The 26,146-nt window shown below is 40.8% G+C and carries 25 protein-coding genes; 9 read left to right on the top strand and 16 right to left on the bottom strand.

Annotated elements, in window-relative coordinates:
• Positions 1–167 precede the first annotated feature (167 nt).
• Complete coding sequence (locus AC0L4E_RS01835; RefSeq protein ID WP_473677741.1) at positions 168–626, top strand: TIGR02444 family protein; 459 nt, start codon at positions 168–170, stop codon at positions 624–626.
• Positions 627–706: 80 nt separating this feature from the next.
• Here the strand turns inward: AC0L4E_RS01835 and arsJ are convergent, their stop codons facing one another.
• The 5 genes from arsJ to AC0L4E_RS01810 form a co-directional block, all read right to left on the bottom strand.
• On the bottom strand, positions 707–1,930 hold the full coding sequence (gene arsJ / locus AC0L4E_RS01830; protein ID WP_473677740.1) for an organoarsenical effux MFS transporter ArsJ: 1,224 nt from the start codon (positions 1,928–1,930) through the stop codon (positions 707–709).
• 54 nt (positions 1,931–1,984) lie between these two features.
• Positions 1,985–3,001 carry an ArsJ-associated glyceraldehyde-3-phosphate dehydrogenase gene (locus AC0L4E_RS01825; RefSeq protein WP_473677739.1) on the bottom strand — a complete coding sequence of 339 codons (1,017 nt, stop codon included), beginning with the start codon at positions 2,999–3,001 and terminating at the stop codon, positions 1,985–1,987.
• Positions 3,002–3,057: 56 nt separating this feature from the next.
• Positions 3,058–3,396 (bottom strand): metalloregulator ArsR/SmtB family transcription factor, encoded by a 339-nt coding sequence (locus tag AC0L4E_RS01820; RefSeq protein ID WP_473677738.1) that lies wholly within the window; start codon positions 3,394–3,396, stop codon positions 3,058–3,060.
• Positions 3,397–3,704: 308 nt separating this feature from the next.
• Entirely contained in the window at positions 3,705–5,294 is a 1,590-nt protein-coding gene (locus AC0L4E_RS01815) for a GMC family oxidoreductase N-terminal domain-containing protein (protein ID WP_473677737.1), read from the bottom strand.
• 43 nt (positions 5,295–5,337) lie between these two features.
• The gene (locus AC0L4E_RS01810) at positions 5,338–5,838 is read right to left on the bottom strand and encodes a TAT leader-containing periplasmic protein (protein WP_473677736.1); all 501 of its coding nucleotides are present in this window, start codon (positions 5,836–5,838) and stop codon (positions 5,338–5,340) included.
• A gap of 155 nt (positions 5,839–5,993) precedes the next feature.
• Between AC0L4E_RS01810 and AC0L4E_RS01805 the strand changes: the two genes are divergently transcribed.
• The 3 genes from AC0L4E_RS01805 to AC0L4E_RS01795 all read left to right on the top strand — a co-directional run bounded on the left by AC0L4E_RS01805 (position 5,994) and on the right by AC0L4E_RS01795 (position 8,259).
• Complete coding sequence (locus tag AC0L4E_RS01805; RefSeq protein ID WP_473677735.1) at positions 5,994–6,956, top strand: hydrolase; 963 nt, start codon at positions 5,994–5,996, stop codon at positions 6,954–6,956.
• An 18-nt stretch (positions 6,957–6,974) separates the two neighbouring features.
• The gene (locus tag AC0L4E_RS01800; protein WP_473677734.1) at positions 6,975–7,229 is read left to right on the top strand and encodes a YheU family protein; all 255 of its coding nucleotides are present in this window, start codon (positions 6,975–6,977) and stop codon (positions 7,227–7,229) included.
• A 154-nt stretch (positions 7,230–7,383) separates the two neighbouring features.
• Positions 7,384–8,259: a phosphoribulokinase gene (locus AC0L4E_RS01795; protein ID WP_473677733.1), complete on the top strand. Its 876-nt coding sequence runs from the start codon at positions 7,384–7,386 to the stop codon at positions 8,257–8,259.
• A gap of 337 nt (positions 8,260–8,596) precedes the next feature.
• Here AC0L4E_RS01795 and AC0L4E_RS01790 read toward each other — a convergent pair whose 3' ends face one another.
• Both AC0L4E_RS01790 and AC0L4E_RS01785 read right to left on the bottom strand, forming a co-directional pair.
• Positions 8,597–9,016 (bottom strand): hypothetical protein, encoded by a 420-nt coding sequence (locus AC0L4E_RS01790; protein ID WP_473677732.1) that lies wholly within the window; start codon positions 9,014–9,016, stop codon positions 8,597–8,599.
• 192 nt (positions 9,017–9,208) lie between these two features.
• Positions 9,209–10,000, bottom strand: a complete 792-nt coding sequence (locus AC0L4E_RS01785; protein WP_473677731.1) for a tetratricopeptide repeat protein — start codon at positions 9,998–10,000, stop codon at positions 9,209–9,211.
• Positions 10,001–10,376: 376 nt separating this feature from the next.
• On the opposite strand from AC0L4E_RS01785, the gene crp reads away from it, so the two are divergent.
• The 4 genes from crp (at position 10,377) to AC0L4E_RS01765 (ending at position 13,465) form a co-directional block, all read left to right on the top strand.
• A complete protein-coding gene (gene crp, locus AC0L4E_RS01780) occupies positions 10,377–11,012 on the top strand; it encodes a cAMP-activated global transcriptional regulator CRP (protein WP_055024942.1) in 636 nt (211 codons plus the stop codon).
• Positions 11,013–11,098: 86 nt separating this feature from the next.
• The gene (locus tag AC0L4E_RS01775) at positions 11,099–11,443 is read left to right on the top strand and encodes a PepSY domain-containing protein (protein ID WP_473677730.1); all 345 of its coding nucleotides are present in this window, start codon (positions 11,099–11,101) and stop codon (positions 11,441–11,443) included.
• Complete coding sequence (locus AC0L4E_RS01770) at positions 11,424–12,098, top strand: response regulator (protein WP_102529218.1); 675 nt, start codon at positions 11,424–11,426, stop codon at positions 12,096–12,098. Before AC0L4E_RS01775 ends, AC0L4E_RS01770 begins: the two co-directional genes overlap by 20 nt.
• Positions 12,095–13,465 carry an ATP-binding protein gene (locus AC0L4E_RS01765; RefSeq protein WP_473677729.1) on the top strand — a complete coding sequence of 457 codons (1,371 nt, stop codon included), beginning with the start codon at positions 12,095–12,097 and terminating at the stop codon, positions 13,463–13,465. The genes AC0L4E_RS01770 and AC0L4E_RS01765 overlap by 4 nt, the downstream gene beginning before the upstream one ends.
• 201 nt (positions 13,466–13,666) lie before the next feature.
• On the opposite strand, the gene AC0L4E_RS01760 is transcribed toward AC0L4E_RS01765, so the two are convergent.
• From AC0L4E_RS01760 to AC0L4E_RS01730, 7 genes are all read right to left on the bottom strand, one after another.
• A complete protein-coding gene (locus tag AC0L4E_RS01760) occupies positions 13,667–14,467 on the bottom strand; it encodes a 2-oxoadipate dioxygenase/decarboxylase family protein (RefSeq protein ID WP_473677728.1) in 801 nt (266 codons plus the stop codon).
• Positions 14,468–14,531: 64 nt separating this feature from the next.
• Positions 14,532–15,992, bottom strand: coding sequence for a succinylglutamate-semialdehyde dehydrogenase (gene astD, locus AC0L4E_RS01755; protein ID WP_473677727.1), 1,461 nt, complete (start codon positions 15,990–15,992; stop codon positions 14,532–14,534).
• A gap of 9 nt (positions 15,993–16,001) precedes the next feature.
• Complete coding sequence (gene astA / locus AC0L4E_RS01750) at positions 16,002–17,021, bottom strand: arginine N-succinyltransferase (RefSeq protein ID WP_473677726.1); 1,020 nt, start codon at positions 17,019–17,021, stop codon at positions 16,002–16,004.
• A 120-nt stretch (positions 17,022–17,141) separates the two neighbouring features.
• Positions 17,142–18,359: an aspartate aminotransferase family protein gene (locus AC0L4E_RS01745; RefSeq protein ID WP_102529213.1), complete on the bottom strand. Its 1,218-nt coding sequence runs from the start codon at positions 18,357–18,359 to the stop codon at positions 17,142–17,144.
• Positions 18,360–18,695: 336 nt separating this feature from the next.
• Entirely contained in the window at positions 18,696–19,838 is a 1,143-nt protein-coding gene (locus AC0L4E_RS01740) for an HDOD domain-containing protein (RefSeq protein WP_473677725.1), read from the bottom strand.
• A 170-nt stretch (positions 19,839–20,008) separates the two neighbouring features.
• Complete coding sequence (locus AC0L4E_RS01735) at positions 20,009–22,492, bottom strand: S9 family peptidase (protein WP_473677724.1); 2,484 nt, start codon at positions 22,490–22,492, stop codon at positions 20,009–20,011.
• 141 nt (positions 22,493–22,633) lie between these two features.
• Positions 22,634–23,206 (bottom strand): anthranilate synthase component II, encoded by a 573-nt coding sequence (locus AC0L4E_RS01730; protein ID WP_473677723.1) that lies wholly within the window; start codon positions 23,204–23,206, stop codon positions 22,634–22,636.
• A gap of 289 nt (positions 23,207–23,495) precedes the next feature.
• On the opposite strand from AC0L4E_RS01730, the gene AC0L4E_RS01725 reads away from it, so the two are divergent.
• Complete coding sequence (locus tag AC0L4E_RS01725) at positions 23,496–24,776, top strand: metallophosphoesterase family protein (protein WP_473677722.1); 1,281 nt, start codon at positions 23,496–23,498, stop codon at positions 24,774–24,776.
• 188 nt (positions 24,777–24,964) lie between these two features.
• Here the strand turns inward: AC0L4E_RS01725 and AC0L4E_RS01720 are convergent, their stop codons facing one another.
• Both AC0L4E_RS01720 and sspA read right to left on the bottom strand, forming a co-directional pair.
• Positions 24,965–25,438, bottom strand: a complete 474-nt coding sequence (locus tag AC0L4E_RS01720; protein ID WP_473677721.1) for a ClpXP protease specificity-enhancing factor — start codon at positions 25,436–25,438, stop codon at positions 24,965–24,967.
• On the bottom strand, positions 25,438–26,067 hold the full coding sequence (sspA, locus tag AC0L4E_RS01715; RefSeq protein ID WP_220752204.1) for a stringent starvation protein SspA: 630 nt from the start codon (positions 26,065–26,067) through the stop codon (positions 25,438–25,440). Before sspA ends, AC0L4E_RS01720 begins: the two co-directional genes overlap by 1 nt.
• Positions 26,068–26,146 lie beyond the last annotated feature (79 nt).

Below are 26,146 nucleotides of genomic sequence, written 5' to 3'. Positions count from 1 at the left end.
CAGTGTTTTAAAAACTCTGAAACGGATCAAGGTATGAAACTGTTTTATGTGCAAAAACGACTTCTTAATTGCACTATATGCTGTTGAAAAATAACGATTACAGCAAATTAAAAACAAGCTTGTATTAATCTCAATAAAATGGATATTTACTTTTCGGAGAAGGCACTGTGCAGCAGTTTAACTCATTAATTTGGCGTGAATGCGACACACGCTACGCGGTAAACCCACTAAGTTACATCAGTGTTCAAGATGACTATCAAGTTAATGTAAACCTACTATTGTTAGCTCAATATCTAGATCAGCAAAATCATCATTTACCATTGGCACAATGGGAAACATTAGCTGCAACTATTGAAGATTGGGATACTAAAGTCGTCACTCCATATCGAAAGTTACGTCGCCTAGCCAAATCTCATCTACAAGCCGGTGAGTATCAGCAAATGTTAGACATTGAGTTGATGATGGAGCGTAAAACCCAACAAATGCTGCTAAAGAAATTAAATCAATTTGAATCAGAAGGGATAAGTACCATTACCGATTCTAGTAATGATACTTACAACACAGACAATTATTTGTGCCTATTTGGTATCGATGCCGATTACTTTATTGGATTACAAAGCGCTTAAAAGCTGCAAAGGCGGATAAACCGTTTCTGCAGCTTATTTGTTATTCACATCGTAAAAACAGCTCTTCATAGCAGTGCAGATTAACCATTATGCTGCGGTAACCGAGTTGAAATTATAGCAGCAAGCGCAATCATAACACTCGAGAGCCACAAACAAGCCTCAAGCCCGTATTGCTGAAATACCCAACCAGACAATAACGTACCTATCAACCTACCCATGGCATTCGCCATGTAGTAAAAACCAACATCTAAAGACACGCCATCTTTATCTGCATAGCTCACGATCAAATAACTATGCATCGAAGAGTTCACAGCAAACAAACCACCAAAAACCAGTAAACCACCAATTAACACAAGATGAATATGCCAATCAGCAGTTAATGCCAATGCAATCATTGCAGGGATAACAGCTAACACCGCCGCCCACACAAAAGCACTTTTACCATCAGGCACTTTGCCTTGCTTCTTACCGGTAAAGTAAGGGGCAAAAGATTGCACTGCGCCATAAGCGATAACCCAAAGCGCTAAAAAGCCACCAACATACCAATGACCCCAGCCAAATTGACTAGCAAGAAACACCGGTAGCGCCACCACAAACCATACATCTCTTGCGGCAAATAAAAACAACCGCGCAGCAGATAAGTAGTTGATGGTACTACTTTTAGAAAATATCTCGGTAAACTTGGGTTTAGCTGTCGCTTTTCCTAATTGGCTTTTTAAGGTTAAAACACTAAATACCCAAACCAGCAGCAACGCCACAGCCATGATCAAAATAGCGATTTGAAAACCAAATAGACTTAATAAAGCCCCACCTAAGAAAAAGCCCACACCTTTGAGAGCATTTTTAGAGCCTGTAAGAATAGCAACCCACTGGTATAACTTACCTTCAGCACCAGCGGGAACCAATGTCTTAATCGCGCTTTTGGCGCTCATTTTATTCAAATCTTTGGCTATACCAGATAAAGCCTGAGCTGCCATAACCCATACTACGGTTAACCATGTTGTAGGGACTAACAACATTGATAGTGCAACGACTTGCATTCCAAGACCAATGTTCATGGTGCGATTTAACCCTACTCTTGCTCCTAGCCAGCCACCAACCAAGTTAGTGACTACGCCAAAGATTTCGTAGAATAAAAACAGCATCGAAATTTCAATTGGGCTAAAACCTAGCCCATGAAAATGCAGCACCACCAGCATGCGCAAGGCACCATCTGTCAGTGTAAAAGCCCAGTAATTACCCGTCACAATTAAGTACTGTTTGATTTCAGTGGGCAAATTTGCCAGTTTAGCCACAAAAGACATTGCTACAACCCTATATCACTCTGCAAATACTGATTTAATTAACTTACTCATTAATTAAGCGTCGACTTTATCTTGTAAGCCAACTAAACGCATAAGTTCTGCAGTGCGATTAGCATAGCCCCACTCATTGTCATACCAAACATACAGTTTCACTTGTGTACCGTTAACAACCATGGTCGATGGGGCATCAATCACACCTGAGCGTGGATCAGTTTTATAATCAATTGACACTAAAGGTCTGGTTTCGAAGCCAAGTACACCATCAAGCTCACCTGCTGCTGCTTCGCTGAGTAATTGGTTCACTTCGGTTTCAGTGGTTTCGCGGCTAACTTCAAATACGCAATCAGTAATTGAAGCATTCGCTAACGGAACACGGATTGCGTGACCATTTAAGCGGCCTTTAAGCTCAGGAAATATATGCGTAATCGCAGTCGCTGAACCTGTGGTCGTAGGAATTAAGCTCATGCCGCAAGCACGAGCGCGGCGTAAGTCTTTATGGGGCGCATCGAGAATCGTCTGAGTATTAGTAATATCGTGGATGGTGGTCATTGAACCATGAACAATACCTAATGACTCATGGATCACTTTAACAACAGGCGCTAAACAGTTAGTAGTACAAGATGCTGCAGTAATAATTGGGTGAATCGCTTTATCATAATCTTGATGATTCACGCCCATAACCACATTTAACACGCCATCTTCTTTAACTGGTGCCGTAACAACAACACGTTTCACACCTTGATCTAAATAAGCTTGTAATTTTGCCTTGGTTTTCATTTTACCTGAGGCTTCAATCACCACATCACAACCCGACCAATCAGTATCAGCAATTGCTTTGTTGGCAGTACAAACAATCTTATGCCCATTCACTTCAATGATATTGTCAGTGGCAACGGCTTCATGGGCCCAGCGGCCATGAACTGAGTCAAAATTAACTAAGTGAGCGAGTGTAGCAGCGTCACCTGCAGGATCGTTGATTTGTACAAATTCAACATCATCCCAATCAAATGCTGCACGAAAAGATAAACGTCCCATACGGCCAAAACCGTTAATTCCTACTTTAATTGTCATAACTCAACCTTTGTCTTGGTATTACCGTTTTAAATAAATTGATTTCTTTTAAGCATTTAGCATCTATTACAGTTAGGTCTGTTGACCATGTCAGCGAGCCGCTTTACATAGGGTTCAATAAATAGTTGATTGCCAGATGCTGTCTGGCTGACAACGTCTTTAGCCCATTGTGGTAACGCGTCATTAAGACGATAAAACACCCACTGCCCTTGTCTTCTGTCAGTTAATAGGCCTTCTCTGCGCAGCAAAGCTAAGTGTCGTGATACTTTGGGCTGACTATCATCAAGTGCCGCCATTAACTCACAGACACACAACTCTTTATTGAGCGAGATTAAAATTAAACTCTTTAATCGAGTTTCATCTGCTAAACATTTAAAGAACACGCTGGGTTGCATGGATAACCTCTTTAATCCCCCACCGTTCTTTTGATTCATTAGCGTGATTAAATAGTGCAGCCTTGATATATCACTGACTAAAACGCTTAAAATAATACAAATAACGATGACGACATAATGCAATGAAAAGATATGCAACAAAGATATACGCAAAAACAGATATACGCAATTACGTATATACCTAAAAACTGATATTTAATAAAAGTGTCATAATACTGAGTGATTTTTGTCTGGTTATTAACAACAAAAAAACCGACTAATTACAGTCGGTTTATAAAGTTTAGTTACATTTACAACTATTTTTATTACTAGGTTTTAGCTGTTAAACGCTCAGCAAGTAAAGTCGCATTTCTAGCCACTATGCCATAAATAGATAATTGTGGATTAGCACCTAAGCTGGTTGGGAACATGGAGCCATCCATCACTGATAAGTTTTCAAAATAATGAGATTGGCCTTCGCTGTTGATCATCGACATTGCTTTATCTTCACCCATTGCGCAACCACCCATAACATGTGCTGAGGCAACAATAGTTTTAAGTAGACCAATATCCATAGTATTAATCGTTTCTTTAGCTTGCGCCCAGTTAAGCTGCATCTCGACACCATCATTAATTGGCAACACTTTTTTAGCACCGGCAGCAAATTGCAGTTCAGCCATAGTGGCAAAGGCGCGTCTTGCGGTATCCCAAAAAGGTTGTTCCAGTGGATAATCGAGTGCAAATCCTTTATCTGTGAGCCTAACTTGGCCACCAGGACTTTGGTTTGAGTAGCCGTCCCTGACTAGCGCTATCATCACCTGAAGGTTATTAAAATGGCTCATTAACTCTGCATGGCTTCGGCCATAACCTATGGTTTTCGAAGCAATCAGCACTGGATGAATTGGCGGTACTTCAAGCTTATAACCTATCTCGCCCGCTGCACCATCTCGCCAAACAAACTCATCCGAGTATATCGACTGCGGCGCTCCGCTATGACCATCAATTTGTTTATCAAAAATACTCCCAGACAGTAAGGTCGGATGTAAAAATGTCTTACCGAGTAATTTATGAGGGTCAGGCGTGTTGGCGCGCATTAAAATGGTCGGCGTATGAATTGCACCGGCGCTTAAAATATAGTGTTTAGCGCTAAAAGTCAGTGTAGCTGCACTTGAGCTGCCTGACTGCGCTTTAGCCGACAAGCCTTCAACTTTGTCGCCCTTATGCTTTAAATCAATCACTTTAGCATTTGAAATTAAGGTTGCACCTTGCTCTAACGCACTGGGAATTGTGGTCACTAACATTGACTGCTTTGCATTTACTGGGCAGCCCATTCCGCAGTAGCCAGTATTCCAACAACCTTTAACATTGCGCTTAATGACGGTGTAATCCCAACCCAGCTTTTCACAGCCTTCCTTTAATGCGGCATTATTCAAATTGGGCTGAAATTGCCATTCACTAATATTAAGTCTGGCTTCCATTTTTTCAAACCAAGGCTTTAATGAGTCAGCAGAGAGCCCTGATACAGACTTTTCTTTCTCCCAAAAAGCTAATGCGTTACTTGGCGTTCTGATTGAAGTGGTCCAGTTAACAGTCGTTGAGCCACCAACGCTTCTACCTTGAAATATTCCAATACCTTTATCAGAAGTTTTCATCGCTGCAGCTTGTTGGTATAGATCTGGATAAGCTTTTCGCTCTTCCATATTAAAGTCACTAGAAGATTTCAATGGTCCACCTTCAACCATAATGACACTTAGCCCAGCTTCGGTGAGGATTTCGGCAGCTGTGCCACCGCCAGCTCCTGTGCCAACAATTATTACATCAGCTTCAAAATGTTGATTCTCAGTGAGTTGATTAGCATCAATGTGCTGCCACCCCGCAGCTAAGCCAGTGGTAATCGGATCAATGATATTTGCTGCCATTTGTTACTCCAGAATTAATATTATTTTTGAAAATACAAACAGCTTAGGCATCTAAAAAAGTAGGCTTAGCATAATGAAGGCGTCCCCAATGCTCGGGGCAAGCGTAATAACTGGATATGATGAGTTCTCGCAAACCTATATACGCAGTTTGCATCATCTCAAGAAAATGATGACGCCAATGTTCTAACATTTCATTTAACTGCTCAGGTGTTCTTAACATCAGCGGAGTAATACTACTGGTGAGGATCAGCACGCCAAATCTTGACTCAAGCATCGTAAGTAATTGCTCTAACTCTTGCTTTTGGTGCTCAGGCAATACACTAATGGTTTGATTGATAGCATTTATAGTTCTATTAAGAAATGCTTCACGGTAGTTAGCAACCTCAGGTAGTGCACCATCCATAAACACGGGTATCAGCACACCAAATAATAGACGGTGGGTATCGTCAGGACTGTCAGTCACTTCTGGGGTATATAAACTTACCCCCAAAGCGAGCGCAGCTGTGCCAGTAAACGCACCTGTTAAAAAGGTTCTTCTTTTCATTGTTATCCCTTTTCTATTATTGACTCCCGTTAGCATAAACCTAAAGCATGAAATGCCTTATTTGTTGCCACAAAAGTATCTATGATAAAGTGAACTCAACCAACATTTAAACATACGTTTGAATATTAACAAACTATTGCATATAAAATACCCATATGAAAAAGCTTTTCTCTCCGCCATGGTGGGCTGCAAGTGCCCATGTTCAAACGATTTTACCCGTATTCTTCAAAGTGGACAAACCAGCAGTTTCTAGACAGAGACAAGAGCTATCTGATGGTGATTTCATTGATTTGGATTGGGTGGGAGAAGCAAGTAATGGCCAAGCGATTCTAGTCATTTTGCATGGCCTTGAAGGTAGCAGTGACTCTCACTATGTTCGCCGCATGCTTCAAACCGCCAAAGATAATGGACTTTGCGCTGTGGTACACCATCACCGTAGTTGTTCTGGCGAACCTAATCGACTAGCACGCAGTTATCATAGTGGTGATACCCAAGATATCCACTTCACCCTAACCCAGCTAAAACAGCAATATCCTGACTCGCCGCTTTATGCGGTTGGTTATAGTCTCGGTGGTAATGTCTTAGCCAAATATCAAGGCGAACAAGGCAGTGAAAGCCTATTAGAAAAAACCATTATTGTGTCAGCGCCCTTGTGTTTAGCTGCTTGCGCTAAAAAGTTAGAGAACGGCTTCTCAACTGTCTATCAGCAACATTTAATTAAGCAGTTACAAGATAAAATGCAGGCAAAAGTCGCAGAATCACATTTAACCAGTGACATGCCTGTTACCGCCAATGAAATTAATAACTTAACAACCTTTCATCTATTTGATGATAAAGTAACAGCCCCGCTGCATGGATTTAGTGATGTTTTTGATTACTATACACGCGCAAGTGGTAAACCATTTTTAAAGCATGTTAAAAAGTCGACATTAGTCATTCATGCTCAGGATGATCCCTTTATGACTGATGCAGTTATCCCGTCGAGCGCAGAATTATCTGAACATGTTCAATATGAGCTTCATAAAAATGGTGGCCATGTAGGCTTTATCTCAGGTGGCGCACCTTGGAAACCGACTTTTTATCTAGAATCTCGCATTATCCAATTTATTAAAAGTTAAGTTATTAAGAGTTAATTTATGCTAATTCCATACGAAGCACTGCTGCAATTGCCACAAGAAACCCTCAACAATCTGATTAAAGAGTACTTATTAACCCAAGTAGAAGACGGCTCCTTTGGTCAATTAGACGATCAGCAGATTGAAGTTGCTATCGAGAAATGTAAACAATCTCTCAAACAGGGTGAGCTTAAAGTTGAATTTAGCGAGGAAGACGAATCAATTGCTATAAGGCATAAAGATCAAATCATTTACCCGACGGCTGAGGCCGATTAACATTGTAAGATTGACCTCAATCGATTCACCCCGTATAAATAGAGTCTGTTTTTCTTCAAGTTTAATCATGAAAGTGTTAACGATGAGCAGAACGATAAAACACTGAACTGTCTCAGTTATTTAGCTAATTTCACGTTTGATCTAGGTAGGATAAATGTCAACAAAACATCCCATAATTGCTGTTACTGGTTCTTCAGGAGCCGGCACAACAACAACGACAACTGCATTTACTCATATCTTTCGTCAACTCGGCATCAATGCTGCTTTTATCGAAGGTGACAGTTTTCATAACTTCACCCGTGCAGAAATGGAAGTTTTGATCCGTAAGTCTCAAGCTGAGAATCGTAATATTAGCTATTTTGGTCCGGAGGCCAATAACTTCGTCAAACTTGAAGAATGTTTCCAAAGTTATTCAGACACAGGTCAGGGTCAAACCCGTAGCTATTTACACACCTTCGATGAAGCTGTGCCATTTAACCAAATGCCAGGGACTTTTACTCAATGGCATCCACTGCCAGAAAATACCGATATGCTTTATTATGAAGGCTTGCATGGTGGTGTGGTTACTGAAGATGCCAATGTCGCTCAGCATGTGGATTTACTGATTGGCATGGTACCGATTGTCAATTTAGAGTGGATTCAAAAAATCATTCGAGATACTTCCGATAGAGGCCATAGCCGTGAAAAGGTAATGGGTTCAATTGTTCGCAGTATGGATGATTATATTAAACATATGACGCCACAATTTTCACGAACGCACATTAACTTCCAACGCGTACCGACAGTTGATACTTCTAACCCATTTAGCGCCAAAGATATTCCTAGCCTAGATGAAAGTTTCGTCGTGATCCGCTTTCGCGATATTAACAATGTCGACTTCCCTTATTACCTCAGCATGATTGAAGGTTCATTCATGTCCCGAGTAAACACCTTAGTGGTTCCTGGCGGTAAGATGTCATTAGCAATGGAGTTAATCTTAACCCCACTAATTAAAGAACTCATGCATAAAAAAGCCGCTGAAAACGCCTAAATTAGCTGGTTAAGCTGACTTATTAGAGTAGGATACAACACTAGGATTAGCACTTGAATGAGTTGCATACTAACGGTAAATAACTTGTTACTGTTTAAGCTTGGTTTAAGCCATGGGCTATATCATTCTCGCTGTCGGGACTTCAGGCGAAAGAACGATAGTTGATGTGCTCATGGGTGTTAATTCCCCCATCTTTATCTGTTAGCGCACTTGGGCATATCAGCAAACCTCTCTTAATACCTCTATCTGTTTAATACATTTCAATCAAACTCAACACCGACTCACTGACACCTTTAAACATACTCAGCGCTAATTGAATGACACTAATTGAAAGGCACTAATTGAGTGACACTAACAACAGTTTTATGTCAGCCCGAACAATATCCACTTGTTCAATAATTTCATTCGCAGCAATTTCATCCTCAGCCATGTCTTGCCACTGACTAGACCACACTTGGGTTAATTGCTTTGATGACTTAATAACAGATGCACCGGTTAAACTGCTTAAGTCTTCAATTAAGCCGACCTTCACCCATCCGACTCTTGGGCTGCCTAGTTTAAGGTCTTGATCATAATGAGCCGTATAAACCAATTGTTGCAACTGCGCCAACTCCAATAGCATTTCAAAACAGGCCGTTCTCACATTACTATTATGCTCGGTAATTTCCATCCGCCATACATTGTACGAAAAGCCCATAAGCGAAAATAATAAACTGAAGATAACGGTTATTTGATATAGCTGTAGTTTTTGATTCATCCTATCCCCTTATAAGTGACATGAACCACAAGCAAAAAACCATGAAAAATTCATCATGTCTCTATCAAGCATAGGCAACAAACCTATAAGCGGGAAAATCTGTTGAAAAATAGGAAGCTTTTTGAGGCTATAAAACCAAAAAACGGCCAATTGGCCGTTTGATAATTATGACTTAATAACTAACAGGTACGCTTAATTCATTAACGGAATAATTTCTCGATATGCTTGGCGTTGACGATATTGTTCAAGTCGCATATTGAATTCATCGCTAAGGGCTACCGCAGGATCTTGCTTCAGTGCTTCAATCGCTTTTTGCTGGGTATCAACTGCTAATTCAAACTCACCCATTTCGGCGTAACCTGCAGCAAGGTTGTCTAAATTAGTTGGGTCATTAGAGTCATTTTCAAGTAATTTTAGTGCCAGTTCCACAGCCTTCGAACCATCTCTATATTGCTCTTCTGGACAAGTTGCTAAAATCCAAGCCACATTACCTAGTGCAATAGTGTCACCCACCTGGTTAAACTGATCTAATGCCTTACCACAATTGCGCTCAACACCATCGCCACCTGCTGAATAAATAAAGCCTAAACGGAAATGTGCGCGTTGATCACCATGTTCTGCTAAGGTTTGGTACCACTGCTCAGCAACTTCTAGATTTCTTGGTAATAATTGACCTTCGAATGATAAGTCTGCAATGGTTTGCTGAGCTTTAATATGATCTTGCAGTGCAGCTTGCTCAACCCAATAAAGGCCTTGCTCAGTATCTTGTTCGACAAATCTGCCAGCCAAATTCATTAACCCTAACAAAAACTGGGCATCAGCATTGCCATCAGCAGCCCTTAACTGAATATGAACCAGTTTAGATGCCGCTTGAGAGTCTACTGAGGCAGGGATAGAAAAAGCATGAGCAGGCTGAATGGCACTGCCAAGCATAAATAATGAGCATGCAAGCCCTACATTTAATAGCTTTTGAGAATATTTCAAATCAACCCCTACTACTCAACTTCACTTTGATAATCGAATTAACAATAACTATCAATTGGCCCTTTTACAATAATTGAAATCAGTTTAAATCTGCAAATTAAAGTAAATTAACCAATCTAAAACACAAAAAACACACAAAATATGTATTTTTTAGTAGCTTAAGTACTTGCCAAATAATTTAACAGCCACTAAATTAGATTGACATAGTTAGCTAAAGTAGCAAAAATAAATCTTTAATTTAATAAGTTAATAGTGCCTTTGTAGCATTTTTCATAATGTTAAACTCGATCTTCATCAAGGTTTTGCTGCTACAAGTCAAGTACAATTACTTTATTAGATAGTCCTTACTTTCATTTTATCAATCGAGGAAATAAACATGGCTCTGATTGGCAAGCCTAAACCTGATCCAACTTTGGAGTGGTTTCTTTCACACTGTCACATCCATAAATACCCAGCGAAAAGCACCTTGATACATGCAGGTGAAGAGTCTGATACGCTTTACTACATAGTAAAAGGTTCAGTCGCTGTATTGATTAAAGATGAAGAAGGTAAAGAGATGATCCTTTCTTACCTTAATCAAGGTGATTTCATCGGTGAACTTGGTTTATTCGAAGAACAAGCAGAACGTACTGCTTGGGTTCGTGCAAAACAACCATGTGAAATCGCGGAAATTTCTTACAAGAAATTTAAGCAACTGATTCAGGTTAACCCTGAAATCCTAATGAAGCTTACTGCTCAAATGGCTTACCGCTTACAAAGCACTAGCCAAAAAGTAGGTGATTTAGCATTCTTAGACGTTGCTGGAAGAATTGCGCAAACATTATTACATCTAGCAAAACAGCCAGATGCAATGACTCACCCTGATGGCATGCAAATTAAGATCACTCGTCAAGAGATTGGTCAGATTGTAGGTTGTTCGCGTGAAACAGTTGGCCGTATCTTAAAAATGCTTGAAGAACAGAACCTTATTCAAGCACACGGTAAAACTATAGTCGTATATGGAACTCGTTAAGTTAAGCTTCAGCTTGATTTAAGAGTAATTAATTAAAGTGATAATTAGTCAATCTAATTATCACTTTTTTTATGGGAGTCGTTCCAATGAGGCTGCTGCCAGCGTTTTGTTTCAGTTTATTTGCATTTACTCTCACTCCAGCATCAAATGCAATAACAACCGAGCTTCAACATGATGAAGTTCAGCGCTTGGTCACATCTGGTAGCATTCGTTCACTTGATTATTCCCTTACTTTACTTGCACAATACTGTCATGGTGAATTAATTGATGCCAGCCTCTATCAAGAGGATGATAAATGGCGTTATGATTTACAATTGAAGTTAAAAAAAGGGCATGTTATCCATTTAAATATCGATGCAACAAATGGAATGCCGGAGTCTATTGACCAACTACCAAGTGAATGCCGAATAAATGAAACTGTTACTCGTTGAAGATAATACCCTTTTAGTTGCTGAACTTGAGAAACAACTTAAACAAGCAGGCTACGTCACCGACGTAACTGATAAAGCTGTTGAAGCAGACTATTTAATTAAAGAAACCCAGTACGACTGTGTCATTCTAGATATTGGCCTACCTGACGGTAACGGTTTAACCCTAGTGCAATCTTGGCGTGAAAAAGGCATAGATACACCGGTTATCATGCTAACAGCTCGTAGTCAGTGGCATGAAAAAGTTGAAGGCTTCAATGCTGGCGCAGATGACTACCTTGGCAAACCTTTCCACGCTCAAGAGTTATTAGCTCGAGTTCAAGCCCTTATCCACCGAGCCCATGGCCGGTTAAATACCTCTTCAAAGCAATTGAGCTATGGCGGTATTACGTTAGATGAAGCTGAACAAAGAGTGCACATTGGTGAAAACCATTTTGAACTCACAGCAATGGAATTCAGATTATTAAAAATCTTCCTGATGTCACCTAAAAAGTTACTATCCAAAGCCCAATTGACTGACAAGCTATACCAATTTGATGATGAAAAAGAGTCAAATGTCGTTGAAGTTTACGTTACTCATTTACGTAAAAAACTCGGTAAAACGGCTATCGAAACTCGCCGTGGTCAAGGATATATCTTTCACGGCATAGTGGAATGATATCAATCCGCAGTAAACTAAGCTTATGGCTTAGTGCGCTTATTATTATTGCGACCGTCATTGGACTCATATTGTTTGAGTCCATGCTTAGGCAAGCCTTTCATGACTCCATCATTAATCGCCTTGAAGAAGATTTAGAGCACATCATTCTGGCAAGCCATATTAATGCTGGCGAAATCATCATCGACCAAAATGAGCTATCAAGCTTTTATAAACCCGCATACTCTGGACGCTACTTTCAATTTAACTCCGAAAGCCAAGTTATTCGCTCTCGCTCTCTCTGGGACGTCCAACTCGATATTGAACTACTTCAACAAAACCAAACTCGTGTATGGCAAGCTAAAGGGCCTAAAAATAATGACATGCAGTTATTATCCATAGGCATAGGCTCCACCAGCGGTGAAAAAATCGCAACCCTAACCGTTGCACAAGATTTGAGTATTGGTAGACGAGTGTTCAGCGAGGTATTTGGCACTAAACTAGCAATAAATATTGCCATGTTACTGGCAATGATTTGCGGTATTTTTATCATCATCAGACAATCATTTAAACCCGTTAAGTCTATTCAAGACTCTCTGGCCAAACTGCGACAAGGTGAAATTAACTCTCTGGAAATTAATCAAATTCCAGTAGAAATAAAACCCTTAGCAGAAACCTATAATGAGTTATTAGATTACACAGCCAATCAAATTGAGCGCAGCCGCAATAATCTCGGCAATTTAAGTCATGGCTTAAAAACTCCGCTTGCGGTCATGCAACAACAAGTTGAAGTATTGGGGTTATCGAACCCTGAAACCGCTGAGGCGATGCAACAGCAACTCGATCAAATCCGCAATATGATTGAACGAAAATTAGCTGCTGCTAGAATTACTGGGGACATGCTCCCTGCAGCGCAAATGGTCATTCCTAGAGACTTTGAAGCACTCATCAGTACCTTGGACAAGGTCCATCATCATAAGCAGATTGACTGTACTGTGAACATTCTTGCTGACACCAGCCGTCTGCCTATCCATCGAGAAGATGGTATGGAATTATTTGGTAACTTACTGGATAACGCTTATAAATGGGCTGAATCGAGCATTTATGTTGATATCAACATGTCTGATATTGGTAATAGTCATACACTCAACCTCACTATCGAAGATGACGGCCCAGGTGTAAATGATGATCAACTCAGCCAGTTAACAAATCGAGGGAAACGATTAGATGAGGCTGTTGTGGGCCATGGGCTTGGCTTATCCATCGTTAAAGAGATTATTGAACAGTATGGCTACAATTTGATATTTAAGCGTTCAGAACGCTTAGGCGGCCTTAGAGTGACGATTGAATTTACCAACCCCAAAGTAAAAACTAACGTTGTTAGCTAATTTAAAGCGAATCCAAACTAAAAAAGCCCAGAATCAACTCATGTATCGAGAGTTGAATCTGAGCTTTTGAGATCATCATATTAGATGGCTTTAACTTTAGCTGACTTTAAATGGCCTTGATTGGCTTTAACTTTAGATAAAGCTGATTAATGTCGCAGCGGTTATGGAACACCAGCAATACCAAGAGCCTATCAACTTGATTTAACCAGCGGCGTTAGTGCTTTCAAAAATCTTATCGGCAGAAGCAGCAACAAAACCGGTATACAAATTGCCATCAGCCATTGGATAGCGACGAGCAAACTCATAGAAGCAAGTCGGGATGTCTAATTCACCATCTTCAAAGCTCACCATCATTCTGTCAGCCATTGTTGAAGACTGCTCAAGTAACACCTCAGCAGACCCCTTCACTTCGCCGCCCGACGTATTCAATTTAAAGCCAGCGCCTTTTAGGGCATCATTTACCGCTTCAATTTGCTCAAACTCAGGCAAGGCATTAATCGAAACAGTGAAGTGGTTGGCACGATAACCAATAGCGGCAACCCAAGCAGCATATTCACTTTCAACTAACAGCGTTTTATAGTCTGCTAGGTTTACGTTCCAGTGACGGCCAGAATAAAGGAAGTTATCCGCTTTGGTTGCAGCAACATCAACTTGCTCAATCAAACCATGGATAATAGCTTGAGCTTCAGGGCTAAACTCTTCAACTAAAAGTTCAGAAATAAACACTTTAGGTTGATTCGCATCAGGGTGCTCAAAGTGTTTTGCAATTAACTTCTTTTGCTCAAAGTTGTAATCACCACAAGCCACATAACCAATAGATTCAAAATGTTCAGCTAACACTGACAAGTTCACTTTAGCAATATTGAACGTTCTCAAAGCAATATGATCGTTTATGATCGGCTCACCTTGGCTAAGCAGCTTATGAATACTGTCAGCTGATGGCGTCATGTTGATATAGTCTTGCCATAAAGCAGCGAATAAAGCATTTACGTCGGTATGCATAATAAAATCCTTCTTTATAAAAAAGGCAATGACGGAGTCATTGCCTTGATAGCGTTTGGTTATATTAGATTGAAAGCCCTGGGCTTAAATTCGCTGGTAGACTCACACTGTCAGCTTCAACAGAAGCAACAGGATAAGCACAGTAATCAGCAGCATAGAATGCACTTGCACGATGGTTACCTGAAGCGCCAACACCACCAAACGGTGCTGAACCTGAAGCGCCAGTGATTTGCTTATTCCAGTTAACAATACCGGCGCGAATACGAGCGAGGAAGTAATCATAATCTTCACGGCTGTCAGCTAAAATACCTGCTGATAAACCATAACGAGTGTTATTAGCCATATCAATTGCTTGATCAAACTCTTGGTATCTCACTAATTGCAGTAATGGGCCAAAGTATTCTTCATCTGGCAACTCTGCAATTTCAGTCACATCAATTAACCCAGGAGAAACTAAGCCTGTTCCCGCTTCAACATGGGTTAATTCAATTAAAGATTGCCCACCAAGCGCTTGCAGCTCAGCTTGAGCGGCAACCATACCTTTCGCAGCGCCCTCTGAAATCATAGAACCCATAAATGGCTGTGGTTGAGCATTCCAGCTCCCTACTTTGATTTGCTTAATTGCAGCGATAAGCTGTTCAATTAACGCATCACCCGCAGCGCCTTGCTCGATATAAAGACGACGAGCACAAGTACAACGTTGACCTGATGAGATATAAGCTGACTGGATAATGTCATGAACAGCGGCTTTAGTATCTTTAACATCTTTAATGATTAACGGGTTATTACCACCCATTTCAAGGGCTAAGATTTTACCAGGATGCCCTGCATATTGCTGATGCAACAAATGACCAGTGCGAGAACTACCTGTAAAGAACAAACCATCAATTTGTGGGTGAGAAGCCAGTGCTTTACCAGTTTCTAGTTCACCTTGCACAAGGTTAATCACCCCTTGCGGTAATCCAGCTTTATCCCAAAGTTTTAGCATTTCTTCGGCAACTTTTGGGGTCAATTCTGATGGCTTAAATACAACCGTGTTACCTGCAAGTAGTGCAGGAACAATATGGCCATTAGGTAGGTGACCTGGGAAGTTATAAGGACCAAATACCGCAACAACACCGTGTGGCTTATGACGTAATACTGCACGACCTGCTGGAATATCGTTAGTTTCAGTACCTGTGCGCTTATCGTGAGCTGCAGCAGATAGTCCGATTTTACCAATCATTGCGCCAACTTCAGTTGCGGTTTCCCACTGCGGCTTACCTGTTTCTTGAGCAATGACTTCTGCAAGTTCAGCTTTGTTTGCTTCGAGCTCACTGCGGTAAGCTTCAACAATAGCTAAACGAGCATCATAGCCCAACATGAACCAATCAAACTGTGCTGCACGAGCTGCATCAATTGCTGTATTCACTTGCGATGCTGTCGCAGTTTTACCACTCCAGATGACTTCGCCATTGGCAGGGTTAACTGATGTTACTTCATGGCCTTCGCCATTAGACCATTGGCCTTTAATAAATTGTGTCATTTTGCTGTCCTAAAGTTCTAGTACGCGAATTTTGTCGCCATTAGCCACTTTTAATGCTTCAGCCAATTCTGGGCTAAGCGTGACCTTGTCATGTTTATCCGACACTTTAATTTTTGCCGCCGTAGCGCGGTAGTCCGCTAATAAAGTATTGGCAACAATGTACTGGTGATCGGCATGAGGCATTTTTCCGATGGTTACCGTGAGCTCTTTGCTCTGTTGAACTGAGCGAATATCATTTAACGCACACTCAACCGTTGGGCCACCATCAAAAATATCGACGTAGTTTCTAAATTTGAAGCCTTCTGCTTGCAGCAGTTTCAATGCTGGTTTGGTGTTGCGATGTACTTCACCGATAACCTTTTGCGCTTTTTTAGGTAAAAGGCAGACATGAATTGGGCTTCGCGGCATCATTTCAGCCATAAAGGCTTTTTTGCCAAGGCCTGACAAATAATCAGCCTCAACAAAATCGATACCGAGGAAATGATCTTGTAACCATTCATAAAAAGGCGAGTCGCCCTTTTCATCGCTAACACCGCGCATTTCTGCAATAACCGTGCTGCCAAAACGTTGCTCATGCTGTGCTAAAAACAAAAAGCGTGAACGTGACAACATGCGGCCGTTATAACCACGGCGGTAATCTTTGTTCAAAAATAATGTACAAAGCTCTGCAGCGCCTGTGTAGTCATGGCACAAGGTCAGAGTTTCAACTTCATTTCGAACTGAGATTTGCTTTGAATGATAAACTTCAGTACCTAAACGGTAATGATAAAAGGCATCTTCCATCCCAACAGCAGCTTCAATACCACAGGTACCGACAACTTCATTGGTTTTCAGATCTTCAAGCACCATCAAATAACCTTCATCAAAAGGTTTTTCAACTTGCTTGGAAAAAGAGGCTTCTGCACGAGCAATTTTCGATCGCAATAGCTCTTCATTGACTGGTAAGGAAGTAAATCCATGACCAGACTCAACAGCTACCTTGTATAGAGCATCGTAATCACTGGCACGAATTGGTCGAATGATTAGCATCAAACTCTCCTAAATAACACCATATAAAATCAAGCATTCAACCCACTTGGTTTAAATACTTAACTCCATTGGTTACCCAAACAAAAAAGCGCAACCATAATGGCTGCGCAATCTTATCGATTAACCTGCTACTACTTTAGCTACAGCACGTTCAAAACGCGCTAAACCTTCAGCAATATCAGCTTCTGGGATCACAAGAGAAGGAGCAAAACGCACAACGTTAGCACCAGCAATAAGGCTCATTAAACCTTCTGCAACTGATGCAACTAGGAAGTCACGGCTACGACCAGCGTATTGTTCGTTAAGTACTGCGCCAAGTAACATACCTTGACCACGTACTTCTTCAAATACATTATATTTTGCGTTAATAGCGGCTAAACCATCACGGAATAACTGTTCACGATGCTTAACACCATTAAGTACTTCTGGGGTGTTAACCACATCCATTACAGCATTACCAATAGCACAAGCTAGTGGGTTACCACCGTATGTAGAACCGTGAGTACCAATTTTTAAATGTGCTGCAATTTTTGCAGTCGTTAGCATTGCTGCGATTGGGAAACCACCACCTAATGCTTTAGCGCTGGTTAAAATATCAGGAACAATATCAGTACCCATGTAAGCAAATAGCTCACCAGTACGACCAACACCTGTTTGTACTTCATCGAAGATAACTAATGCGTCATGCTTGTCAGCTAAAGCACGTACCGCTTTTAAGAATTCTGGATCACCATTAATGATACCGCCTTCACCTTGAAGAGGTTCAAGCATGATGGCACATGTGTTGTCAGAGATTACTGCTTCTAATGCAGCAATATCGTTAAACGGTACATGAGTAACACTTTGTGGTTTAGGACCGAAACCGTCAGAGTAAGCCGCTTGGCCACCAACAGTTACAGTGAAGAAAGTACGGCCGTGGAATGCTTTATCAAATGCAATGATTTGATCTTTTTGTGGGCCATGGTTTTCAAGTGCGTAGCGACGGGCAAGCTTAAGTGCTGCTTCGTTAGCTTCAGCGCCTGAATTTGCAAAATATACACGTTCAGCAAATGTTGCATTAACTAACTTTGTCGCCAACTCTAATGCTGGTTCGTTAGTCATAACATTTGAAAGATGCCAAAGTTTTTCACCTTGCTCTTTAAGCGCGCCAACTAATGCTGGGTGACAATGACCTAAACAGTTCACTGCAATACCACCAGCAAAGTCAATAAACTCGTTGCCTTGTTGATCCCATACTCGGCTACCTTCACCGCGAACAGGAATTACTGCTGCAGGCGCATAATTAGGCACCATGACTTCATCAAATTGGGCACGTGTTAAGTTCATTTCAACGCTCATTACTTTTCGTCCTTTGGTTATTAAGTGATTTTAAAATCACTCTATTCCGCTGTCTGTATTGATTTTGGTTTAGTATCGCAGCGGTTGCTTGTCTAACTTGAAGGACATTATTAGCTAAAATGTGATCAAAATACCAGTTTTTAGCTGTTAACTATTCATTACTTAAATGATTAGTGAATAAAGAGTGAGAAAAATGCGCATACAAAGTGCTTATTTTGCTAATTCACAGCATAAATAGTCATAAAAAAAGTTATTTGAGCAAGATTTAGTTAGCTATTCATCAAAAATGCATAATTACACAAGCTAATTAAGCCTGAGATAAGCTGCTAACCATAGTTAAACTAGATCTAACTTACGGTAGTTTTGGCCTTTCAGCCTTATAAGCTCTTGCTCGGTAAACTCATAATAATCAAACATCACACGCTTTTCTTGTGGTTCGATAAGACGGGATTCTTCTAGTAAAAGCACTTTGGCATAGCAACTCGCTTTGGCCACGATAGCGCTTTCAACTGAAAACTCACTGAAGTGATAGTTGAAATCGAGCTCTTTCAACAGCTTAGTTAGCTTGCTGTTTTCAAATTCAAGTAGATCAAGCATTTGCCAGTTTAGCTGTTCGCCGTGGGACATCACTTTTTCGAACACTTCATTTGCAGGAAATTCCGATGCCATTACAGCGTCATAAAGGTTTTTATCCCCTTTAGCACTGGTTTCTCTAAGCCAGGTGCCCCAAGTTTTTTCAAACTGTCTCGCACTGGTATTCAATATGGTTGCGCTACCGAGTTGCTTCATTAATGAGGCACTATAAACAAGCGCCACATCTTTTTCGTGAAGAACAGCCAGAGCTTTAGCCGCAATTGCCGTCATCATGCTGTATCGCCATAACTTTCTGGTGGTCCAGACTAAATTCGCGTTGCCAGCAGGTAACCAATTGCGCAGACAAAAATAAGGCACCACAGCTTGTAGGTTCTCAATACCAATATAATTGAGTACTAACTTAATATCTGTCACCTTAACTTCTGAACGCTGAGGTCTTCTATGGCTCGATGCAGGGCTATTTATTAAATTAACTAAATCAGTGTACAACCAAGAGATATTTTCGACTAAGGGGCGGATACGGCGTAAATCTGGGTCTTTGTTTAGTAATAAATCCAGTAACAATACCTGTGACTCGGCTAATCCAGATTGTTCAAGCATTTGTTTAGGAGAACTTAATTGATGCTCTAAACTGTTCATCACTGTTAAAGTTAGCTGCTGTGAGATCCGCTTAAGCACCTGCTGCGCTTTAGCTTGCTCTTCCATACGCGCTTTAATCGCTTTGCGCTCAACTTCTAACTTATTCGCATCGTCTTCGAGTTGTTTGTCACGATCATCAAACTGTTGGGTTAGTTTTTCCTTCCCAACGATCAGTTGTTTATATAAGCGGTTTTCAACTTCTATGACTTTACCTGGCCTAACTCCACCAGCTACTGATACTGCCACTACGATTTACCCTAACCCTGAAACATTTATTGTTGATAATAAAGGATATCGGCCAATTTATGTAACAATTGATAGTATTAACTTAAAAAGAAATAGATAAAAAAGGCTTCCAATAGGAAGCCTTAATTCAGTTGAGCTTGTTCATGTATTCTATGATGCTAATGCTCTTGTTATTTAAGCTCTTGTTCAAATAACTTATAAATACGACGATATTCATCTAACCAGCTTGATGGTTGTCTAAACCCATGCGGCTCTACTGGGTAAATCGCAGTTTCAAACATTGGCTTTTCAAGTTCAATCAAACGCTGCACAAGACGCACACTGTCTTGGAAGAACACGTTGTCATCCAGTACACCACTCATAATCAGTAAAGGTTTCTCTAATCCTTGAGCATGTTCTATTGGTGAACTACGTTCGTAAGCTATTGGATCGACATCAGGCGTATTAAGAATGTTTGACGTGTATGGGGCATTGTAGTGCGCCCAATCCGTTACCGGTCTTAACGCTGCACCAGCTTGGAATAACTCAGGTTCATTAAACAGAGCCATAAAGGTTAAGAAGCCGCCATAAGAGCCACCGTAAGTTCCTACTTTAGCCGCATCAACGTGGGTATTTTTTGCCATCCAGTTAACACCATCTTTTAAATCTTCGACTTCTGGGTGCCCCATATTACGGTAAACAGCGGTGCGCCAATCACGGCCATAGCCTTTTGAGCCTCGATAATCCATATCCATTACTACATAACCTTGCTGTGTTAGCAGGTTATGGAACATGAACTCACGGAAGTAACCAGAAAAACCATTATGGGCATTTTGTAAGTAACCCGCACCATGGTTGAAGATAACCGCAGGATACTTATCAGCATTACTAGCGTCGTAACCTTGTGGTAAATACACTCTTGCATAGATGTCTTTAGCACCATGGCTAGAAGGAACTTTTACCACTTGAGGCGCTTGCCACGCATAATTACTAAATGCTTTGCTGGTATATTGGGTTAACTGCTTAAGCTCGCCGCCGATTGCTTGCACATAAAGTTCATTAGGGTTAATCGCTGTTGAAGCGGTTAACAATAACGACTGACCGTCAGGACTTAGTTCGTAATCTAAAGTACCAGTCCACTGGGTTAACTGCTCAGTTTTACCTGTCGCAACGTCCACACGATACACATTATAAGTTCCTGGGTGGTCTTTATTGGCGCGGTAATATAAATGGCTTGCATCAGGTGATAATGTCACTTGATCAACGACATATTCGCCATTAGTTAACGCCGTCGTTTTGCCGTTAGATTTAAGGTATAGCTGAGAAAAGCCTGATTCTTCAGATAAGTAATAGAATTTATCAGTGCCAGTCACCCAACCAAATTGATTGAAAGTGTAATTAATCCAAGCATCATCATGTAAACGATGTTCTGTGGTGAGTTTGCCATTTTCAAGATCAACACTAGCGATCCAGCGATCTTTATTATCAACCGCTTCCATCATCACTAATAATTTATTTTCAGTGTCGTGCCAGCGAATTGCACTTTGGTTCCAACCCCAGTCTTGCATTAACTGCAGTAAACGTGGCTCAGGCTTGCTTTTATAACTGTTACCTTGTGCTTTTGCATTCTCAGCTTTTACTGATGCTAAAACATCTTCATCAAAGCCTGTTAGACCTTCAATGGTAATATCTTTTTTTACATGCTCAGCTAAATCAAGCAAAACTAACCTTTCACCCGGATAGCTATCTTCAGCGACTCTAGCTCTAGCAGGCACAGCATCAACGTAACCATCTTTACCGAGATAGTTAGGCATAATGTCATGATCTGCTCGCCAGCTGTAATTCTTATCTGACAAAGCTACAACTAAGTATCGGCCATCAGCAGATAGACTCATTTCATTGACTTTTTCACTGTCGCCTAAGTACCAAGTTTTTGCAGCAAAAGTAGGATCTTTTGCTGCAAGTTCTTCAGCATATTCTGCACGTGTTTTACTCTTGTCATGCTGCAATGCAACATAAGCAATTAAACGATGCTGCTGCTTAGCAATGTAAGATTCAGGATCTTTAACACCTTTTGGCGCTTTTGCCATTTGAATATCGGCAAGTTGCTCGGTCATGCCCGACTTTAAGTGTAATTTAAAAACACTGTTGCCTTGCATGTAAGCGATATCACCTGAAATTAAGAACTTCACTTCGTCAATTGAGGTGTTTTGGCGGGTAAACTGTTTAACCTCACCAGAATCAAGCTGCTTTACGAAAATATTACCTTTGTATAAGTAGGCCTTTTGCGTCTTATCAGTATTGAAAACACCATGCTTTTGATCTGCTAAGTGCAACTGATTCAGTTGAATAATGCTGGCTTGCGCTTGATTAATCTCTTGATGGTAAACATCTGCAATCGGGGATTGATGCTCTTGGCGGCTAAAGTAGACCGATTGACTATCGTCTGACCAATAAGCATTCTTTGCAAGTAATCCCATCCAATCAGGATTTGCCATGATTTGATTAAGCGTCAGTGTTTGCTCAGCTTGCGGCGGCATAGCGAACGGAACCATTACGCTAGCTGATTGATTAGTTACCGTTGAAGTATCACTGTTGCTTGCTGTAGCGCTGCAACCTGAAATAATTGCGAGAGAAAGCGCGCTCAGAGCGGCATTTCGCAGTAGCCTGGTCATATTAAATCCCTTGTCATCAAAGATGAATGATATTTTCTCGCCTAAACGTTATTAGTTTGGCAAGTGCTTTTATTATTGGCCTTTTATATCACAAAAAATGACAACATTTGTGGGGATTTATCGCTTAAGTTGTAACAGAAGTTAGCTGCGGGTAAGAAAATTATTGAGAAGCTCGTGCCCTTGTTCAGTCAAAATCGCTTCAGGGTGAAATTGTACCCCGTAAATCGGCATGGTTTTGTGGCTCATAGCCATAATTTCACGACCATGAATAGGGTCGTCGAGCCACGCATCTAACTGGAAGTGTTCAGGCAATGACTCAACTAACAATGAATGGTAACGGGTGACTGTAAGTGGTTGGTTCAACTCTTCAAACAACCCCTCTTCCCTATGGGTTATCAAACTAGTTTTACCATGCATGACACGTTTAGCTTTTATCACTTTAGCGCCAAACACCTGAGCAATCGCTTGATGACCTAAACAAACACCTAATAGCGGCAATTTCCCAGCAAAATGGGCAATGGCATCGAGTGAGATCCCTGACTCATTTGGTGAACAAGGCCCTGGAGATATAATAAGGTGAGTTGGATTAAGTGCTTCTATTTCGCTGATTGTAATCTGATCATTTCTTTTAACCATGATCTCATAACCCAAGCGCTGAAAGTACTGCACTAAATTAAAGGTAAATGAATCATAGTTATCAATCATTAACAGCATTAAACATCCCAGCTTTAATATGGATTTCTGCAGTAGCAAAGTATTTTGAAACCGATAAGTATTTTGAAACCGATAAGTATTTTGAAACCGATCTCCGAAGCGGTGAAAAACTCAACTAGTTAATCAAAATATATCGCTTCAATCATACAAGTGCTCTAAATCGCGGATAATAGCATAGCTTAGTCTGTCACTTAAATAATTAGCGCTTGATATGAATTTTTCAGCTGTAACGATTGCTTGCTAGGTTATAATCTCTACCTCATTACTTCTTTACCACCTAGGTTTGATCATGCACAGCCACATACAAAAAATCGACAATACCAGCTTATATTTTATCGGAGACGTCTATGGTCGATTAGACAAGTTGCATGATTTACTCACTGAAATAGATTTTGATATTGATGATCCTGAATCGAGCGTCCAATTTGTAAAATTAGTTTTTTGTGGCAACCTAATTGCGTCCACTGAAGGTGAGAATATAGAACACATTGCACTACTCACTCTAGTGAAAGACATGGTCGATAAAGGCCATGCGTATTGTTTGCTTGGCAGCAATGAATTTGAAGTGATTGGTTGGAGCAAGCATCACCCGATCACTGACGCACCCTATTTGCCAGTGAATTTAACCACGGAAGTAAATAACAAAAAACCGCAATTTCTATCTGAGTTCGAGCAAGGTGATGAAACACTATTCCAGTGGGTTGATTGGTTTATGGCGCTACCTCTTTATTTAGATTTCGAACACATTCGTGCGATTCACGCTTGTTGGGATAATAAAGTCGTCAATGAGCTGAATCCATATTTAAATTTAACAAATCAAAAAACTGAAGATAGTCCTAACGGTACAAGTAATAGTTTAACTGCCGTGATGACCAATGCCTTAGCACAACAGTTTTGGCCTGCAGCATTTGATACTAAGCATCCATTATCAACATTGATGAACTCGTGTTTAAACTACCCTCAACTTGAGATTAATGATTTACATCCGCACCAGCAATTAACGACGCCCGTCGTTATCGGCCATTACCCACAAGACAGTTTTCCTGATATTCACAACGAGCACCTAGTTTGCGTTAATTACAACGCTGGAGTTGAGGATTATCCTTTAGTAAGTTTTGCTTGGCATCAAGGGCGTAAAAAGTCGATTGAGGTAACCGCCTCTGAGAATGCCAAATTAAGCTTAGGTGAGTTTTGTTTCATCGATCAGCCTACAGCTGAAGAGCATATTGCTGATGGTATCGAAAGCTTATTAGCAGGAATTGTAGCGATGTTACCTCAACCAACAATTGACCAATCAGCACTTAAGCAATTTCAATTTCAAGTCGCTGAGTGCCTTTGCCATGACTGGAACCCATTAGCACTGAGTCAACAAATGCACAGTCGTCATCCATATAATCCGTTCATAGAACCCACGACCTTATTAGCTTTGTCTCAAGAATCTGAGCAGCTTTCAGCTTACCTTGCCGTGGTTGCGCGCTATCAACTTGAAACTGAAAATGACAATTTAGAAAATCGCAGTTTAAAAGTTGCATTTAAACTGACTCGAATAGCAAAATCCTATCTCGACTAATCTGAAATGACTTAGTTATTTTAGGCTGTGACGCTGCGGGGATTAGAGGCTTTTGGTTTTAGCGTTTTAGCTTAGTCGTTTTTGTAGCAGTACTTTATAAATGGGCTAAAAATAAAAAACCAGTCATTTTACAATGACTGGTTTGATTTTGAATCGAACTCACACATTACACAGTTGCTAAACGACAGTTACTTAACGACAGTTAAATGCGCACGTCCTTTTGGTTTTTCAGAATTGCCTGTAGGCTTTTCTTCTGTCACTTCAGTTTTATCTGTTGTTTCAACCGCAGAGAAAGAGCGTGGCGCTGGAGATAAGTCTTCTGACTCATCTTCAGGCATATAAGCATCTTCCATATCAAACACAGTCCCAGCACCGTTTTCGCGCGCATAAATCGCAACGATTGCAGCCATAGGTAAAACAACTTGCTGAGGTACACCACCAAATCGAGCATTAAACTCGACAAATTCATTGGTCATTTGTAAATTGCCCACTGCACCGCCAGCAATATTAAGAACGATTTGGCCATCCTTAACAAACTCTTGAGGTACTTGAGTGCCTTTTACAAATGCATCCACAACAACATGTGGGGTAAAGTGATTATCCATCAACCACTCGTAGTAAGCCCGCAACAAATATGGACGGTTAGGTGTAATTGCTTTCATTACATGCCCATGCGCATTTCGCGCTCAACCTCAGTTAACGATGCTTTAAATGATTCACGCTCAAAAATGCGTGTCATGTAAGCATGGATATCTTTAGATGTACGAACATCTAAGTTGATACCTAACTCAGGTAAACGCCATAATAACGGACCTAAGTAACAATCAGCTAAGCCGAACTCTTCACTCATGAAGTATGGCATTTCAGCAAATACTGGCGCTAAAGCAACTAAGCTTTCAGTTAGCTCTTTACGAGCAGCGTCAGCTTTTTCACCTTTACGGATACGGTCAACTAGTACATACCAGTCAGTATCAATACGGTGCATCATTAGACGGCTTTGGCCACGAGCAACCGGATATACAGGCATTAATGGAGGATGAGGAAAACGCTCATCTAAATATTCCATAATAATACGAGATTCATACAGCACTAATTCACGATCAACTAGAGTCGGTACTGAGTTATATGGATTTACATCCAATAGCTCTTGAGGTCTCTCACTAGGTTCTACCTGCAATACATCAACAGTTACACCTTTTTCAGCCAAGACGATACGTACTTGGTGGCTATATAAATCATCGGCACCAGAAAAAAGTGTCATGATAGAGCGTTTGTTGGCAGCTACAGCCATTGTTACCCTCCAGAAAAACGGAAAAAACAAAACAAACGAGGGGCAAAGCCCCTCGTTTAAAGTATGCGAATAATGTATT

The sequence above is a fragment of the Shewanella sp. GJ50-10 genome, assembly GCF_055808815.1.
The sequence above is the reverse complement of the archived record's forward strand: the minus strand, read 5'-3'. Positions and strand labels throughout refer to the sequence as shown.

Bases quoted from the DNA above. Each gene is read 5' to 3' on its own strand.
- arsJ (WP_473677740.1), bottom strand. From the start codon at position 1,930: ATGTCTTTTGTGGCTAAACTGGCAAATTTGCCCACTGAAATCAAACAG.
- AC0L4E_RS01825 (WP_473677739.1), bottom strand. From the start codon at position 3,001: ATGACAATTAAAGTAGGAATTAACGGTTTTGGCCGTATGGGACGTTTA.
- AC0L4E_RS01820 (WP_473677738.1), bottom strand. From the start codon at position 3,396: ATGCAACCCAGCGTGTTCTTTAAATGTTTAGCAGATGAAACTCGATTA.
- AC0L4E_RS01815 (WP_473677737.1), bottom strand. From the start codon at position 5,294: ATGGCAGCAAATATCATTGATCCGATTACCACTGGCTTAGCTGCGGGG.
- AC0L4E_RS01810 (WP_473677736.1), bottom strand. From the start codon at position 5,838: ATGAAAAGAAGAACCTTTTTAACAGGTGCGTTTACTGGCACAGCTGCG.
- AC0L4E_RS01805 (WP_473677735.1), top strand. From the start codon at position 5,994: ATGAAAAAGCTTTTCTCTCCGCCATGGTGGGCTGCAAGTGCCCATGTT.
- AC0L4E_RS01800 (WP_473677734.1), top strand. From the start codon at position 6,975: ATGCTAATTCCATACGAAGCACTGCTGCAATTGCCACAAGAAACCCTC.
- AC0L4E_RS01795 (WP_473677733.1), top strand. From the start codon at position 7,384: ATGTCAACAAAACATCCCATAATTGCTGTTACTGGTTCTTCAGGAGCC.
- AC0L4E_RS01790 (WP_473677732.1), bottom strand. From the start codon at position 9,016: ATGAATCAAAAACTACAGCTATATCAAATAACCGTTATCTTCAGTTTA.
- crp (WP_055024942.1), top strand. From the start codon at position 10,377: ATGGCTCTGATTGGCAAGCCTAAACCTGATCCAACTTTGGAGTGGTTT.
- AC0L4E_RS01775 (WP_473677730.1), top strand. From the start codon at position 11,099: ATGAGGCTGCTGCCAGCGTTTTGTTTCAGTTTATTTGCATTTACTCTC.
- AC0L4E_RS01770 (WP_102529218.1), top strand. From the start codon at position 11,424: ATGAAACTGTTACTCGTTGAAGATAATACCCTTTTAGTTGCTGAACTT.
- AC0L4E_RS01765 (WP_473677729.1), top strand. From the start codon at position 12,095: ATGATATCAATCCGCAGTAAACTAAGCTTATGGCTTAGTGCGCTTATT.
- AC0L4E_RS01760 (WP_473677728.1), bottom strand. From the start codon at position 14,467: ATGCATACCGACGTAAATGCTTTATTCGCTGCTTTATGGCAAGACTAT.
- astD (WP_473677727.1), bottom strand. From the start codon at position 15,992: ATGACACAATTTATTAAAGGCCAATGGTCTAATGGCGAAGGCCATGAA.
- astA (WP_473677726.1), bottom strand. From the start codon at position 17,021: ATGCTAATCATTCGACCAATTCGTGCCAGTGATTACGATGCTCTATAC.
- AC0L4E_RS01745 (WP_102529213.1), bottom strand. From the start codon at position 18,359: ATGAGCGTTGAAATGAACTTAACACGTGCCCAATTTGATGAAGTCATG.
- AC0L4E_RS01735 (WP_473677724.1), bottom strand. From the start codon at position 22,492: ATGACCAGGCTACTGCGAAATGCCGCTCTGAGCGCGCTTTCTCTCGCA.
- AC0L4E_RS01730 (WP_473677723.1), bottom strand. From the start codon at position 23,206: ATGCTGTTAATGATTGATAACTATGATTCATTTACCTTTAATTTAGTG.
- AC0L4E_RS01725 (WP_473677722.1), top strand. From the start codon at position 23,496: ATGCACAGCCACATACAAAAAATCGACAATACCAGCTTATATTTTATC.
- AC0L4E_RS01720 (WP_473677721.1), bottom strand. From the start codon at position 25,438: ATGAAAGCAATTACACCTAACCGTCCATATTTGTTGCGGGCTTACTAC.
- sspA (WP_220752204.1), bottom strand. From the start codon at position 26,067: ATGGCTGTAGCTGCCAACAAACGCTCTATCATGACACTTTTTTCTGGT.